Genomic DNA, 15,022 nt, shown 5'->3' with positions numbered 1-15,022 from the left:
GCCCGGTGAGTATGCTGTTCCGGTCCTGCCCCCACGAACGAAGAGACGTATGGTCGACCAAGCACGCATGACCGCGCTCGCGGAGGAACCGCTCGTCGTGATCGGCGCTCCGACGAGCGCCTTCCGCGGAACCTGGCGCGAACTGCGCGACGTCTTCCGGCAGCGGGAGATGCTCGGCATGCTCATCCGCCGCGACCTCAAGGCGCGGTACAAGGACTCGGCCCTCGGCTTCGTGTGGACGCTCGTGCGCCCGCTGACGCAGCTCCTCATCTACTACTTCGTCATCGGGCAGGTGCTCGGCGCCGCCAACGGCATCGACAACTTCGCGATCTACGTCTTCACGGGCCTGACCGCCTACACGCTCTTCAGCGAGATCGTCGCCGGGTCCACGGGCTCGATCGTCGGCAACAGCGGCCTCATCAAGAAGGTCTACGTCCCGCGCGAGGTCTTCCCGCTGGCGAGCGTCGGCGCGGCCCTGGTGAACTTCACGATCCAGTTCGCGATCCTGCTGGCCGCGACCGTGTTCATCGGGGTGTTCCCCTGGCACGAGGGTCTGATCTACCTGATCCCCTCGCTCGCCGTGATCCTGGTCTACGGCGCCGCCATCGGCCTGGTGCTGTCGGCGCTCAACGTGTACCTGCGCGACGTGCAGTTCGTCATCGACGTCGGCCTCATGGTCCTGCTCTGGGCGTCGCCGATCGTCTACTCGTACGCACGGGTCGTCGCCACGGTGAAGACCGACTGGCTGCTCGCCGTCTACACGAACAACCCGTTGACCCTGTCGGTGCTCGGGATGCAGAACGCGATCTGGCTGCACGACCCCGCCGACGTGACGTACCCGGACCACCTGATGCTGCGCCTCGGCGTCGCGTTCGTCATCGGGGTCCTCTGCCTCCTCGGCGCGCAGCGGATCTTCTCCCGCCTGCAGGGCAACTTCGCGCAGGAGCTGTAGACCATGGCCATCAGCACCCCCGTCGCCCCGGTCGGGACCGGTGACACCACCGACCGTCCCGACGTCATCGTCATCGACCACGTGCGCAAGCGCTTCACCGTGCGCAAGGACAACACCCTGCGCGAGCGCATCGTCACGCTCGGCCGCGCCGGCCGCAAGCACCGCCAGGACTTCTGGGCGCTCGACGACGTCACCGTCTCGATCCAGGCCGGCTCGACCGTCGGGCTCATCGGCCAGAACGGCTCCGGCAAGTCGACGCTGCTCAAGGCGATCGGCGGCATCATCCAGCCGACCTCCGGCACGGTGTCCCGCCGTGGCCGCCTCGCTGCGCTCCTCGAGCTCGGCGCCGGCTTCCACCCCGACCTGTCCGGCCGCGAGAACGTCTACCTGAACGCGAGCCTGCTCGGGCTCAGCCGCAGCCAGACCGACGAGAAGTTCGACGACATCCTGGCGTTCTCGGGCATCGGCGACTTCATCGACACCCAGGTGAAGTTCTACTCGTCGGGCATGTACGTGCGGCTCGCGTTCGCGGTCGCCGTGCACACCGACCCCGACGTGCTGCTCGTCGACGAGGTCCTGGCCGTCGGTGACGAGGCCTTCCAGCGCAAGTGCCTCGACCGCATCCGCACCTTCCAGGAGGCCGGCAAGACGATCATCATCGTCACGCACTCGCTCAGCCAGGTGCAGGAGATGTGCGACCGGGTCGTGCTGCTCAACAAGGGCAAGGTGCTGCACGACGGCGACCCGGTCACCGCGGTGAGCATGTTCCGCGAGGTCCTCGAGGAACGCCGCCAGAGCGAGCTGAGCACGGACGTCGCCGTCGGTCGCGGCCGGGTCCTCGGCGCGGGCGTGCAGGTCGAGGGCAAGGAACCCCGCGCCGACGTCCTGCCCGGCGACGACCTCGTCGTCGACATGGAGTTCGAGCACCTGGACGGCATCGACGACTGGGAGGCCGCGGTGCAGATCAACAACGCCGGCGGCCAGGTCGTCTACGGCACGACGACGGGCATCATGGGCATGACGCTCCAGCCGCTGCACGGTCGCCGGAAGCTCCGCCTGCGGATCGCCGACACCGCCTTCGGCACCGGCAAGTACTTCGTCAACGTCTCGATGATGGACTCCGCCGGCCGCCACCTGCACGACATGCCGGAGTGCGACTCGTTCGAGGTCCCCTCGTTCGGCGACGCCGTCGGCACCGTCTACGCGCGGCCCTCGATCGAGGAGCTCGACTGAGCCCGACCGACGGCGCGGACCGCACCGCGGTCGTCGTCGTCAACTGGGAGCGCGCCGACCTGACCACGACGGCCGTCCGCGCCGTGCTCGCCGAGGGCGCGGCCGACGAGGTCGTCGTCGTCGACAACGGGTCGTCGGACGACTCCCTCGCGGTGCTCCGCCGCGAGCTGCCGAACGCCACGGTCGTCGCCCGGCAGCACAACGGCGGGTTCGCCGCCGGTGCGAACACGGGCATCCGCCACACGGACGCCGAGATCGTCGTCCTGCTCAACAACGACGCGGTCCCCGCAGCGGGCTTCGTCGCGGCGCTCCGCGACCACCTGGCGCAGGCGGGGCCCGAGGTCGGGGCGGTGACGGGCCGCATCGTGCTCGCGGGACGCTGGACGGGCCTCCCGGCCGGAGCCACGCCGGCACCCGACCAGCGGGTGCTGCGCGACCACACCGGCCGCGCGTGGACGCCGTCGCCGGACGGCGACGTGCGGCTCAACTCGACCGGCGTCCTGGTCGACCGCGACGGCAACGGCATGGACCGCGACTGGTTCGCGCCCGCCGACCGCGTCGCGGACGTCGACGTCTTCGGGTTCTCCGGCGGCGCGTCCGCGCTCCGACGGAGCGCGCTCGACGACGTCGGTCTGCTCGACGAGTCCCTGTTCATGTACTACGAGGACACCGAGCTCGCCTGGCGGCTCCGCCGCCGCGGCTGGCGCGTCGAGCACGCGGCCGGCGCCGTCGTGGAGCACGACCACTCGGCGTCCTCCGGGGTGCAGAGCGATCTGTTCGTGTTCCGCAACGCCCGCAACCGGCTGATCGTCGCGCTCTGGCACGCGCCGTGGCCGACGGTGCTGCGGGCGGCCGCCCGCACCCTGGTGCGCGGCGTGCGCGGGCTGGTGGTCGGTCGTTCCGGTGGTTCCAGTCGTTCCGGACAGGAGGCCCGGCTCGTCCTGGCAGCGCTCGTCGACGTCGCAGGGGCCCTCCCGTCGCACCTGGCGCGGCGGCTCCGCGAGACGCGTCGCGCCGCCGTCCCGCGCCGCCGGATCGACACGGGCGCATGAGCGGGGCGGGCTATCCTGGTCACTCCCCCGTCGACGGCCCCGGCCGCGACCAGTCCGCACGGAAGGACCCCCGCGTGCCGCAGCTCACCGTCCTCGTCGACGGGACCGCGGTACCGGAGAACCTCGGCGGCGTCGGCCGCTACGTCGAGGGGGTCGTGTCGCACCTGACCGATCCCGCGCTCGACGTCCACCTGGTCGTCCGACCGGTGCACGCCGCGCACTTCCGGGCGATCGCCCCCGACGTCACCGTGCACACCGCCCCGCGGTGGACCGACTCCGTGCCGCTCCGGTTCCTGTGGGAGCAGACCGGCCTGCCGTCGCTCGGCCGTCGGCTCGGGGCACGGGTGCTGCACTCGCCGCACTACACGTTCCCGTTCGGCTGGCGCGGCGGCTCCGTCGTCACCCTGCACGACGCCACCTTCTTCTCGAACCCCGAGTGGCACTCCCGCCTGAAGCGCACGTTCTTCACGTGGTGGAGCCGCCGGTCCCTGCGCACCCGCCCGGTCGTCGTCGTGCCGAGCGCCGCCACCGCGACCGAGGCCGCCCGGGTCGTCCCCGGCATCCGCGCCGACGTCCGGGTCGCCCCGCTCGGGGTCGACCGCGCCGTGTTCCACGAGCCGTCCACCGCCGAGGTCGAGGACGCGCGGATCGCCGCGACCCTGCCCGAGGGGGCGGCCTGGATCGCGTTCCTCGGCACCATCGAACCGCGGAAGAACGTCACCGCACTGCTCGACGCCTATGCGTCCGTGCGGCGGGAGCGGCCCGACACCCCGTGGTTGGTGCTCTCCGGCGCCCGTGGCTGGGACACCGCAGCCGTCGAGCGGCTCAACGCCCTGCAGGACGCCGACCACGTCATCGAGGCCGGCTACCTGCCCCTCGAGGACCTCGCCGGCTACCTCGGCGGCGCCGAGTTCGTCGTCTACCCGTCCCTCGGCGAGGGCTTCGGCCTGCCCGTGGTCGAGGCGATGGCCTCCGGCGCGTGCGTCCTCACCACCCGCCGGTTGTCCCTGCCCGAGGTCGGCGGCGACGCGGCGGTGTACTCCGAGCCCTCGGCCCCCGCGCTGGCCGCCGCGATGACGGAGCTGCTCGACGACCCGTCGCGCGTCGCGTCGCACCGGGCGGCCGCGCTGGCCCGGGCCGCCTCGTTCACGTGGCAGGCCACCGCCGCCGTGCACGTCGCCGCCTACACCGACGTCGCCGGGGACGGGGTCGCGCGGTGATCCGGGTCGCGGTGCTGACGGTCACCTACAACACCGGCGAGACCATCCGACCGTTCCTGGCGAGCGTGGCCGGTGCCTCGAAGGACCCGGTCGCGGTGGTCATCGCGGACAACGGCTCGGCCGACGTCGACGCACTGCGCGCGATCGGTGAGTCCTACGGCGCCGTCGTGGTGTCCTCCGGCGGCAACCGCGGCTACGGCGGGGGCATCGACGCGGCGCTGAGCGCCCTCGACGACGTCCTGCCCGACGTGCAGCCCGAGTTCCTGCTCGTCACGAACCCCGACGTCGTGCTCGCTCCCGGTTCGATCGACGAACTCGTCGCCGCCGCCGACCGCCTGCCGTCCGGTGGGTCGTTCGGCCCCCGGATCCTCGACGAGCAGGGCGAGACCTACCCGTCCGCACGGCAGCTCCCCTCGCTCCGGACCGGCCTCGGCCACGCGGCGTTCTCGCGCTTCTGGCCCGCGAACCCCTGGAGCCAGCGCTACTGGTCCACCACGAAGGTCGTCGAGCGCGAGGCCGGCTGGCTCTCCGGCGCGTGCTTCCTCATCCGCACGTCGCTGTTCCGCGAGCTCGACGGCTTCGACGAGTCGTACTTCATGTACTTCGAGGACGTCGACCTCGGGCAGCGCGTCGGACGGTCCGGCCGGGCGAACGTCTACGTGCCCTCGGCCGTTGTCACCCACACCGGTGCACACTCGACGTCGTCGAACCGACGCCGCATGGAGATCGAGCACCACCGGAGCGCCTACCGCTTCCTGTCGCGGAAGTACCGGGCGTGGTGGCTCTGGCCGCTGCGCGTCGCCCTGCACGCGGGCCTGTCGCTCCGCGCCCGCTGGGTCACGCGGAAGTAGCGCGGGGCCGCGGGGCCGCTGCGCCGCGGGGCCGCGGGGCCGCGGAGCCGCGCCGCGGACGCGAACGCGCGCCGCACAACCGAAGTGCGTCCGAACCGCGCGGTTGCGCGGCGCGGATGCTCTTTGGTTGTGCGCAGCGCGCGCACCCGCCGCGAGACGGCGGCGTCGCCGGCAGGCACCAGCGACAGCGCCGCGCCGCCGTCGCGCGGCCCTACCGCCGCAGGCGGGCACGCTCGGCGCGGGCGGCCTCGAGCAGCACCCGGGCGCGGGCGTCGAAGGAGTGCTCGGCGGCGACGTGCTCGGCGACCGCGGCCCGCTCGGCAGTGCTCGGCCAGGCGTGCGCCGGGTCGAGCAGGTCGGCGAGCTCGTCGCGCGAGCGTGCCACCGCCAGGGTCGGTACGTCGAGCACCTCGGTCAGCCCGGCCACCGGGTCGGTCACGACGACTCCCCCGGACGCCAGCACGTCGAACACGCGGTTCGACAGGAAGCCCCCCGACGCCATGTCGGGCCAGTGGTCGTTCAGCACGAGGCGGGCCGAGGCGTAGGCCCGCGCGACCTCGGCCCGCGACAACGACGGCTCGCCGAGCATCGTCGACGGCACGAGCGGCTCCCACCCCGGACCGTGCACCCGCAGGTCCGTCCCGAGTGCCACCGCGTCGGAGACCACCGGCCGAGCGGTGCCCCGCGTCGACCCGACGAACACCACGTGCCCGGCATCCGGACCCGCCGGGTCGAGCGACCCCGGACGGAACACCGCGGGATCGGTCGCCTGCAGCAGGGTGCGCACCGGCACGCCCGCGCGGGCAGCGGCCGCCGCCGCCCACGCCGGTCCGGCCGCGAACGCCGCGTCGAAGGACCGCAGCTCGGTGTCGGCGACGTCGTCGGGGTGGCTGATCACCCAGAGCAGGTTCACCGACGCCGGGTTCGGCGGCACCCGATCGAGCCCGCGGATGACGAGGGTGACGTCGTCGGACGCGTCGTCGTCCCGCACGTGGGCGTCGCGCCGGTCGATCCGGACCCGCTGCCCGAGCCGCTCGAGTGCGCCGGCGAGCTCGGCCGCGAAGTGCACGTCGCCCCAGCCGTCGCCCTCGGGGCCGGCGGGTGCGGCGATCTTCAACGACCAGGTGAGTCGCTCTCCCGTGGCCGTCGTCCGCACGGCGGGCGACACCGGTCGGGCACCCCACGGCGGCAGCGGCGGGCCCGCGACGACGTCTGCGCCCTCCGGCCCGCGGTCGCGCCACGCGCTGACGGCGTCGACCGTCGCGGCGTCGACCGTGCGGCCGGGTTCGACGGAGCGGGTCGCGTCGCCGACGACGCGCACCGGCCCGCCGTGCACGTCGGCGACCGCGCGGGTCCAGGCCGCCAGGGTGGTGCGTTCGTCCGGGAGGCCCGGCGCCGGCACCAGCGCCGCCCCCGGCACCGAGAGCACCGGTTGGTCCGCAGCGAACACGGTGTCGACGTCGGCGCGGTCGTCGGACCACGGCAGCGCCCCGGGGCGGAGGAGCCGGGCGCCCGACCGCACCGTGCCGTCCGGCAGCCGGACGCGCGCCTGGGCGACGGTGTCGGCGGCGGCGAGGGCGCGGAGCGTGGGGACGTCCACCTGCACCGAGGAGTCGACGAGCACGAGCGTGCGACCCACCCCGCCGGCGACCCCGGCGTCGATCGCCGCGCCGAGGCCGTCGACCGGGGCGCGACGCACCCAGGGCACGCCGCGGCCGAACGGGGCGACCGGCGAGGCGTCGGCGACGAAGCTCACCGCGCGGACGTCGGCGGAGCGGCCGAACGCCCGGCGCGCGACGGCGACGAGCGGAGCGACCTCGGCGTGCCGGTCCGAGCGGGTCGTGACGAGCACCGTGACCTCGGCGGCCGACCGCGGCGGAGCGTCCTGCGACCGGGCCGTCCCGTCGACGTCAGCCGACGTCGGCGACGCGGGACGGGCCTCCCGGCCGGAGGGGTCGCGACGGCGACCGAACCACCCGGTGCCCGACGCCACGACGGTGGCTACGCGCCGAGGAGCCGCTGGAGGTAGACGCCGTAGCCGCCCTTGACGAGCGGCGCGGCGAGCTCGGCGAGCTGCGCGTCGTCGATCCAGCCGTTGCGCCAGGCGATCTCCTCGATGCAGCCGATCTTGAAGCCCTGCCGGTCCTCGATGACCTTCACGTACTCCGAGGCCTGCATCATCGACTCGAACGTGCCGGTGTCGAGCCAGGCGGTACCGCGGTCGAGGACCTGGACGCCGAGCTCGCCGGCCTCGAGGTAGCGCTCGTTGACGGTCGAGATCTCGAGCTCACCACGGGCGCTCGGCTCGATCGTCTTCGCGATCTCGATGACCTTGTTGTCGTAGAAGTACAGGCCGGGGACGGCGTAGTTCGACTTCGGCTCGGTCGGCTTCTCCTCGATGGAGACCGCGGTGAAGTCGTCGTCGAACTCGACGACGCCGTACGCCTTCGGGTCGGCCACGTGGTACGCGAAGATCGTCGCGCCCTGCACGTCGGTGTTCTTCCGCAGGTTCGTGCCGAGGCCGGTGCCGTGGAAGATGTTGTCGCCGAGGACGAGTGCGACGCTGTCGTCGCCGATGAAGTCCTCACCGATGACGAAGGCCTGTGCCAGGCCGTCCGGCGAGGGCTGCACGGCGTACTGGATCTCCATGCCGAGCGCGGAGCCGTCGCCGAGCAGCGCCTTGAACTGCTCGTTGTACTCCGGGGTCGTGATGACGAGGACCTCGCGGATGCCCGCCATCATGAGCGTCGACAGCGGGTAGTAGACCATCGGCTTGTCGTAGATCGGCATGAGCTGCTTGCTGATGCCCTTGGTGATCGGCCAGAGGCGCGTGCCGGAACCGCCGGCGAGGATGATGCCCTTCATGATCGGACTGCTCCCATGGGTCGCGGGTCGGCTACTTCGGCGAGCATGATGCCCTTCATCGGTGTCCCGTTCCCTACTTCTTCGTCCGGAGCGACTCGGTGTACGCGATGCACTCCTCGTAGGTCGGCAGCAGGCCCTGGGCCGCGGCCTCCTCGAGGGTCGGCGCGGTCGTGTCCTTCTCGGAGAGCACCGGCTCGCCGATGCCGTCCGGCAGTTCCAGCCCGACGGTCGGGTCGAGGATGGTGATCCCCTTCTCGCGCTGCGGGTCGTAGTGCGCGCTGACCAGGTAGTTCACGGTCGACCGGTCCTCGAGCGCGACGATCGCGTGGCCGAGCCCCTCGGACAGGTAGACGGCCTTGCGGTCGACGTCGTCGATCCGGACCGAGTCCCACTGGCCGAACGTCGGCGACCCGACGCGGATGTCGACGATGTAGTCGATGAACGCCCCGCGGACCGCGGTGACGTACTTCGCCTGGCTCGGGGCGACGAGGGCGTAGTGGATGCCCCGCGCGACGCCGGCCGACGAGATCGACATGTTCACCTGGCGGAGGTCCAGCGGGTGGCCGACCGTGTCTTCGACGACGTCGGCCCGGTACGCCTCGAGGAACGCTCCTCGTGCGTCGCCGTGCTGGACGGGCGTGAACTCCCACGCGCCGGGGATCTTCAGTTCGCGGATCTGCACCGGGGAAGCCTAGCAAGGGTCACGGATCGCATAGGCTGTCCTGGTTCTGTGCCCTGCGCCCTGCGCAATGCGACGCCCCGAAACGAGACCGAGCGAGCCTGTGAAGCTATTCGTCCAGATCCCCTGCCTCAACGAGGAGAACACCCTCGCCAGCGTCATCGACTCCATCCCGACGGAGATCGACGGCATCGACGAGATCGAGATCCTGGTGATCAACGACGGCAGCACGGACCGCACCGTCGAGGTCGCGAAGGAGCACGGCGTCAAGCACTTCGTGCACCACACCACGAACATGGGCCTCGCCCGCTCGTTCCGCGACGGGGTCGACTACGCCCTGCTGCACGGCGCGGACATCGTCGTGAACACCGACGGTGACAACCAGTACCCGCAGGCGCAGATCGCCGAACTCGTGCAGCCGATCCTCCGCAAGGAGGCCGAGATCGTCATCGGCGACCGCCAGACGCGCACGATCGAGCACTTCTCCGGCTTCAAGAAGCTCATGCAGCGCTTCGGGTCCTGGGTGGCGAGCCGCGCGGCCGGCCTCGACCTGCCGGACGCCGCGAGCGGGTTCCGTGCGTACTCGAAGTACTCGCTCATCCGCCTCAACATCGTGACGCGCTTCAGCTACTGCATGGAGACCATCGTGCAGGCCGGCTACAAGCGCCTGGCGATCGCGTCGGTGCCGATCACGACGAACCCGAAGACGCGGGAGTCCCGCCTCTTCAGCAACATCTTCCAGCACATGTTCGAGTCCGGGTCGGCGATCGCCCGCGTCTACCTGATGTACCGGCCGATGGCGCTCTTCGCCTGGGTGAGCGTGGTGCTCGGCGCCCTGGGGCTCTGGCCGCTCATCCGGTACCTCGTGCTGCTCGCGATGAACACCGGCGGCAACCACCTGCAGTCGATCATCCTCGGGGTGGTCCTGCTCATCACGGCGTTGCTCTCGATCGTCATCGGCGTCGTGGCCGACCTCACGCGCCTGAACCGCACGCTGGCCGAGGAGCAGCTCGACCTGCAGAAACTGCAGCGGTATGGCGACTGACACGACTCCGGTCGTGTCCGGGACGGGTGTGGGGCGCCCCTCCGTCGGACGCGCCGAGCGTGTCGTCGTCATCGCCCTGACGATCGCCTTCGCCGCGGTGCTCGCGGTCTGGGCGGTCGTCACCACGACGTACAAGGCGCCGGACGAGCCGACCCACGTGGACGCGGTGCTCCACGTGGCGATCGGCACGAACTGGGCCGACCCCGGCGAGCTGCACTACCTCGCCGCCACGAACGCCTCGCTCGACGCGAACCTGCGCGAACCGGCGTCGCAGCACCAGACCTGGGGCGAGCTGCTCCGCGAGCACCCGGGGACCGCGCCGACGAGCATCGACCAGATGTCGCAGCACCCGCCGACCTACTACGCACTGGCCGCCGGCGTCCTCCACCTGGTGCACTTCGAGGACCTCCGCTGGGACCTGGCGGTGCTGGTGCTCCGCCTCTTCGACGCCCTGCTCGTCCTGCCGCTGCCGTTCCTCGCCTGGGCGACCGTCCGACGGCTGACCCGGTCGCCCCGCGCCGCCCTGGTCGCCGGTGCGGTGATCGTCGGCGTGCCGGAGATCGCGGCCATCGGCGCCTCGGTCACGAACGACGCGCTCATGCTGCCGCTCGCCGGTGCCCTGGTGTACTTCGTCGTCCGGCTGCTGACCGGCGACCTGCGCGTGCGCACCACGATCTGGATCGCGCTGTTCCTCGGCGCGATGCTCCTGGTGAAGGGCACCGCGCTGCCCGCGATCCCGTTCGTGGCGATCGCCGTGATGGCCGCCGGCTGCACCCGCGCCACCGTGTGGCGGAACGCGCTCCGGACCCTGTGGACGCTCGGCCTCGCCGCCGTCGTCGGCGCGTGGTGGTGGTTGCGCAACCTGCTCGTGTTCCACCAGGTCCAACCCGACGGCCTGGCGCCGTACGCCCGGCCGCCGAAGCCGTTCCCCGAGGGCACCGGGGCGAGCCCGGAGATCTTCCTGCGTGACTACTGGAACGGGGTGAGCCGGACGTTCTGGGGCAGCGTCGGCGGCCTCACGCAGTTCCAGCTGGCGCAGTTCGTCATCGACGGGCTGACCGTCGTGTGCCTTGCCGGCATCGTGATCTGGGCGTTCCGACGCGGCCCGCTGCTGCGTCCGGCCGTCGTGTTGGCGTCGTACCCGGTGGTCCTCATCGCCCTGCACATGCAGAGCGGGTGGGGCGGCTACCTGCGGAACACCATCGTCGCCGGGACCCAGGGGCGCTACTACTTCCCGACGCTACTCGCCCTCGTCGCGCTGAGCGCCCTGGCGTGGCGGCGGGTCACCGTCACCGCAGCCGGCCGGACCCGCCTGGCCGTGGGGATCGCCGTCGCCGCGATGGCCCTCGGCTTGTACGGCGTGGTCTACGCGCTCCGGGCCTTCGGCCAGGACGCCGCGTTCTGGATCGACGACGCCGTCGTCCGCTCCTTCGACCGCACCGGGACGCTCGCGGCCGGCGGCGCCTTCACCCTCGCGACGGTCGCCGCCCTCGCCCTCGTCGCGACGGCCGTGCTGCTCGTGCGGTTCCTGCGCCGACCGGAGGTGCAGGCATGAGCCCCCGCCGCAGCACCTGGCTCCTCCTCGGCACCGTGACGCTCGCCTGGTTCGCGTTCCTGCTGACCTTCGCCCTCGTCACGCCCGTGCTCGGCGCCCCGGACGAGCCCGCGCACGTCGACGCGGCCTTCCGGCTCGCACTCGGGCTCGGGTGGCCGCACCCGGGCGAGATGCACTACCTCGCCGCGATCCGACAGGTCGTCGAGCAGCCCGTCGCCGCGGTCGACCGGCTCTCCGTCGACGCCCTGCTCGCCGCGACACCCGGCGACTCCCCCTCGGTCGACCCGATGTCCCAGAACCCGCCGACGTACTGGCTCGTCGCCGCAGGCGTCCTGCGGGTCGTGCGCTTCGGAGCGCTCGACTGGGGCCACGCGGTGCTCGTCCTGCGCCTGTTCGACGTCGTCCTGGTGACCGCGCTGCCGGTGCTCGTCTGGGCGACCGTCCGACGGGTGACCCGTTCACCGCGGACCGCGCTCGTCGCACCGCTGCTGCTCTTCGCCGTGCCGCAGCTCGCCCAGGTGACGTCGGGGGTCACGGTCTGGGCGCCGATGGTGCTGTTCGGCGCCGTGCTCGTCTGGCTCGTCACCCGCGTGCTCACCGGCGACCGCTCCTGGTGGACCACCGCCGGGCTCGCCGTCGCCGTGACCGGGCTCGCGTCGCTCAACGCGCTCGGCCTGCTCGCGGTGCCGTTCGCCGCGGCCGTGCTCCTGCTGGCCCCCGGTCGCCCCGCCGTCCGACGTGTCCTGCACGCGGCCGTCGTGGTCGCCGCCGCCGCGGCGGTGTCCGGCTGGTGGTGGGTCCGCACGGTGCTCGTGAGCGGTACCCCGGTGCCGGACGCCCTGCGCGGCGTCACCGCGGTGCAGCCGTACGGCCCGGGCGGTGTGAACCCCGGGGCGTTCGCCGGCCGGCAGTGGGACGGGCTCACCACCACGTTCTTCGGGTCGTTCGGCGCGAACCAGTGGCCGCTGCCCGCCGCCCTGCTCGACGTGCTCGCGATCGGTGCGCTCACCGTCCTCGCGTGGTCGACGGCGCGCCGCACCCCCACCCGGCGCGTCACCGCCGTCCTGCTCGTCTGGCCCGTGCTCGTCCTCGTCGCCACGCTCGCCTACAACTGGCGGAACTACCTCAGCACCCACGTGGGCAACGGACAGCAGGGCCGGTTCCTGTTCGTCGCGATCGTCGCGCTCGTGCTCGGCCAGGTCGTCGCCTGGCACGCCCTCGTCGTGCGCCCCGAGCTGCGCCGCCGGCTCGCTCGCGGCGGTGCCGTGGCGGCCTACGCGATCGGCCTGTACGGCATCGGCGTCTGCTACCGCGGCGCGTGGGAGGCCAGCCAGTTCCGGATCAGCCGCGCCGGGGCCTCGGCCTTCGCAGGCGGCTCCGTCGCCGGGCCGTACACCGCGGCGCTGGCGTGTGCGCTGTTCGTGGCCGCCGCCCTGGTCAGCACCGTCCTGCTCTGGCGCGCGACGAGCGCCGGCGCGAGCGCCGCGACGACCGCACCGACGAGCACCCCGACCGATCCGACCGGCCCGACATCGACGCCGGGCACGCCCCGCGCCGGGACCGGTGCCGACCACGTCGCGGCCCCCACCCGCCCCGACGCCGCGGCCCCCGCCCGGCCCACGACCGACTCCCCGCTAGAATCGCGGCCGACCGTCGCACCGACCACAAGGAATGAGCACCCGTGAAGATCCTCGTCACCGGAGGAGCCGGCTTCATCGGCTCGAACTTCGTCCGCCGCACGCTGGAGGACGCGTACCCCGGCCTCGAGGGCGCCGAGGTCGTCGTCTACGACGCACTGACCTACTCGGGCAACGAGGCGAACCTCGCGCCGGTCGCCGACTCCCCCCGCTACACCTTCGTGCACGGTGACATCCGCGACGCCGCGAAGCTCGACGAGGTCGTCCCCGGCGTCGACGCCATCGTGCACTTCGCCGCCGAGTCCCACGTCGACCGCTCGGTCCGCGACTCCGGCATCTTCGTCGAGACGAACGTCGTCGGCACCCAGCGCCTGCTCGACGCCGCGCTCCGGCACGGCACCGAGCGCTTCGTGCACGTCTCCACCGACGAGGTCTACGGCTCGATCAGCGAGGGCTCGTGGGACGAGGAGCGCCCGCTCGAGCCGAACTCGCCGTACTCGGCGTCGAAGGCCGGCAGCGACCTGCTCGCGCGCAGCTACCACCGCACGCACGGCCTGAACCTCTCGATCACGCGTTGCTCGAACAACTACGGGCCGTACCACTTCCCCGAGAAGGTCATCCCGCTCTTCGTCACGAACCTCATCGACGACAAGAACGTGCCGCTCTACGGCGAGGGCAACAACATCCGCGACTGGCTGCACGTCGACGACCACACCCGCGGCATCGCGATGGTCCTGACCCGCGGCCGCGCCGGCGAGGTCTACAACATCGGCGGCGGCACCGAGCTCACCAACAAGGAGCTCACGCAGCTGCTGCTCGACGCCACCGGCAAGGACTGGTCGTCCGTCGAGCGCGTCGCCGACCGCCTCGGCCACGACCTGCGCTACTCGGTCGACATCTCGAAGATCCAGGCCGAGCTCGGCTACGAGCCGCAGGTGCCGTTCGAGCAGGGCCTGGCCGACGTGGTGCAGTGGTACCGCGACAACCGCGCCTGGTGGGAGCCGCTCAAGGAACGCGCGGCGATCGCGTGACCCGGTACCTCGTCACCGGCGCCGCCGGCATGCTCGGCCGCGACCTGCAGGCCGCGCTCGCCGGCCGTGAGGTCACCGCGCTGTCCCGCGCGGAGCTCGACATCACCGACCCGACCGCGGTGGACGCCGCCGTCGCCGGGCACGACGTCGTGATCAACTCCGCCGCGTACACGAAGGTGGACGACGCCGAGACGCACGAGGACGACGCGTACGCCGTCAACGCGACCGGACCGGAGCTCCTCGCCCGGGCCGCGGTCCGGCACGGCGCGAAGCTCGTCACGGTGTCGACGGACTACGTGTTCGACGGCCACGGGTCCGCCCCGTACGCCGAGGACGCCCCGACCGACCCGATCAACGCCTACGGTCGCACGAAGGCCGCCGGCGAGGCGCTCGTCCGCGCGACCGCCCCGGACAGCTCGTACGTCGTCCGCACCGCGTGGATCTACGGCGCGCACGGCCCGAACTTCGCCGCCACCATGCTGCGGCTCGCCGGGTCGCACGACACCGTCAGCGTCGTCACCGACCAGGTCGGACAGCCGACGTGGACGGGCGACCTCGCCGCCCGCATCGTCGAGCTCGTCGACTCGGACGCGCCCGCCGGGACCTACCACGGCACCAACGCCGGCCAGGGCTCGTGGTTCGACTTCACGCAGGCGATCTACCGCGAGCTCGGACTCGACCCGGAACGCGTCCTGCCCACGGACAGCACCGCGTTCGTCCGGCCCGCTCCGCGTCCGGCCTACAGCGTGCTCGGTCACGACGGCTGGTCGCGCGCCGGGCTCGCGCCCATGCGCGACTGGCGCGACGCGCTGCACGCCGCGGTCGCCGCAGGTGCGCTGACGGCCTAGCCGCGGCGCTCTGCCAGGAGGCCCGGATCCCGTCACCGACGTCGTCGGACGTGA

13 protein-coding genes are annotated in these 15,022 nt (G+C 72.4%); 10 read left to right on the top strand and 3 right to left on the bottom strand.

The window, feature by feature from the left end:
* Window positions 1–67 precede the first annotated feature (67 nt).
* The 5 genes from BIU94_RS14375 (at window position 68) to BIU94_RS14355 (ending at window position 5,308) form a co-directional block, all read left to right on the top strand.
* On the top strand, window positions 68–952 hold the full coding sequence (locus BIU94_RS14375; protein WP_368086423.1) for an ABC transporter permease: 885 nt from the start codon (window positions 68–70) through the stop codon (window positions 950–952).
* Window positions 953–955: 3 nt separating this feature from the next.
* Window positions 956–2,185 (top strand): ABC transporter ATP-binding protein, encoded by a 1,230-nt coding sequence (locus BIU94_RS14370; RefSeq protein WP_071261648.1) that lies wholly within the window; start codon window positions 956–958, stop codon window positions 2,183–2,185.
* Window positions 2,104–3,237, top strand: a complete 1,134-nt coding sequence (locus BIU94_RS14365) for a glycosyltransferase family 2 protein (RefSeq protein WP_083404857.1) — start codon at window positions 2,104–2,106, stop codon at window positions 3,235–3,237. Before BIU94_RS14370 ends, BIU94_RS14365 begins: the two co-directional genes overlap by 82 nt.
* A 74-nt stretch (window positions 3,238–3,311) precedes the next feature.
* A complete protein-coding gene (locus tag BIU94_RS14360) occupies window positions 3,312–4,457 on the top strand; it encodes a glycosyltransferase family 1 protein (RefSeq protein ID WP_071261646.1) in 1,146 nt (381 codons plus the stop codon).
* Entirely contained in the window at window positions 4,454–5,308 is an 855-nt protein-coding gene (locus BIU94_RS14355; protein WP_071261644.1) for a glycosyltransferase family 2 protein, read from the top strand. Before BIU94_RS14360 ends, BIU94_RS14355 begins: the two co-directional genes overlap by 4 nt.
* A gap of 211 nt (window positions 5,309–5,519) precedes the next feature.
* Here BIU94_RS14355 and BIU94_RS14350 read toward each other — a convergent pair whose 3' ends face one another.
* From BIU94_RS14350 to BIU94_RS14340, 3 genes are all read right to left on the bottom strand, one after another.
* The gene (locus tag BIU94_RS14350) at window positions 5,520–7,301 is read right to left on the bottom strand and encodes a glycosyltransferase (protein ID WP_071261634.1); all 1,782 of its coding nucleotides are present in this window, start codon (window positions 7,299–7,301) and stop codon (window positions 5,520–5,522) included.
* Between the two features lie 8 nt (window positions 7,302–7,309).
* Window positions 7,310–8,173 (bottom strand): glucose-1-phosphate thymidylyltransferase RfbA, encoded by an 864-nt coding sequence (gene rfbA, locus BIU94_RS14345; RefSeq protein ID WP_071261631.1) that lies wholly within the window; start codon window positions 8,171–8,173, stop codon window positions 7,310–7,312.
* A gap of 73 nt (window positions 8,174–8,246) precedes the next feature.
* A complete protein-coding gene (locus BIU94_RS14340) occupies window positions 8,247–8,855 on the bottom strand; it encodes a dTDP-4-dehydrorhamnose 3,5-epimerase family protein (RefSeq protein WP_071261629.1) in 609 nt (202 codons plus the stop codon).
* Window positions 8,856–8,955: 100 nt separating this feature from the next.
* On the opposite strand from BIU94_RS14340, the gene BIU94_RS14335 reads away from it, so the two are divergent.
* From BIU94_RS14335 to rfbD, 5 genes are read left to right on the top strand one after another with little or no spacing between them, the layout of a single operon-like run.
* Complete coding sequence (locus BIU94_RS14335) at window positions 8,956–9,897, top strand: glycosyltransferase family 2 protein (protein ID WP_071261627.1); 942 nt, start codon at window positions 8,956–8,958, stop codon at window positions 9,895–9,897.
* Window positions 9,887–11,452, top strand: a complete 1,566-nt coding sequence (locus BIU94_RS14330; protein WP_071261625.1) for a glycosyltransferase family 39 protein — start codon at window positions 9,887–9,889, stop codon at window positions 11,450–11,452. Before BIU94_RS14335 ends, BIU94_RS14330 begins: the two co-directional genes overlap by 11 nt.
* A complete protein-coding gene (locus BIU94_RS14325) occupies window positions 11,449–13,137 on the top strand; it encodes a glycosyltransferase family 39 protein (protein ID WP_071261623.1) in 1,689 nt (562 codons plus the stop codon). Before BIU94_RS14330 ends, BIU94_RS14325 begins: the two co-directional genes overlap by 4 nt.
* Entirely contained in the window at window positions 13,134–14,120 is a 987-nt protein-coding gene (rfbB, locus tag BIU94_RS14320; protein ID WP_071261620.1) for a dTDP-glucose 4,6-dehydratase, read from the top strand. Before BIU94_RS14325 ends, rfbB begins: the two co-directional genes overlap by 4 nt.
* Entirely contained in the window at window positions 14,117–14,968 is an 852-nt protein-coding gene (gene rfbD, locus BIU94_RS14315) for a dTDP-4-dehydrorhamnose reductase (protein ID WP_071261617.1), read from the top strand. The genes rfbB and rfbD overlap by 4 nt, the downstream gene beginning before the upstream one ends.
* The last annotated feature ends 54 nt before the right edge of the window (window positions 14,969–15,022 follow it).

Origin of the sequence: Curtobacterium sp. MMLR14_006 (assembly GCF_001864985.1) — a bacterium.
GTDB lineage: Bacteria > Actinomycetota > Actinomycetes > Actinomycetales > Microbacteriaceae > Curtobacterium.
Note: the sequence above shows the minus strand (reverse complement) of the source record. Positions and strands in the feature narration are given on the sequence as shown.

Coding starts and splice junctions, on each gene's coding strand:
- BIU94_RS14370 (WP_071261648.1), top strand. CDS start 956: ATGGCCATCAGCACCCCCGTCGCCCCGGTCGGGACCGGTGACACCACC.
- BIU94_RS14330 (WP_071261625.1), top strand. CDS start 9,887: ATGGCGACTGACACGACTCCGGTCGTGTCCGGGACGGGTGTGGGGCGC.
- rfbA (WP_071261631.1), bottom strand. CDS start 8,173: ATGAAGGGCATCATCCTCGCCGGCGGTTCCGGCACGCGCCTCTGGCCG.
- BIU94_RS14375 (WP_368086423.1), top strand. CDS start 68: ATGACCGCGCTCGCGGAGGAACCGCTCGTCGTGATCGGCGCTCCGACG.
- BIU94_RS14325 (WP_071261623.1), top strand. CDS start 11,449: ATGAGCCCCCGCCGCAGCACCTGGCTCCTCCTCGGCACCGTGACGCTC.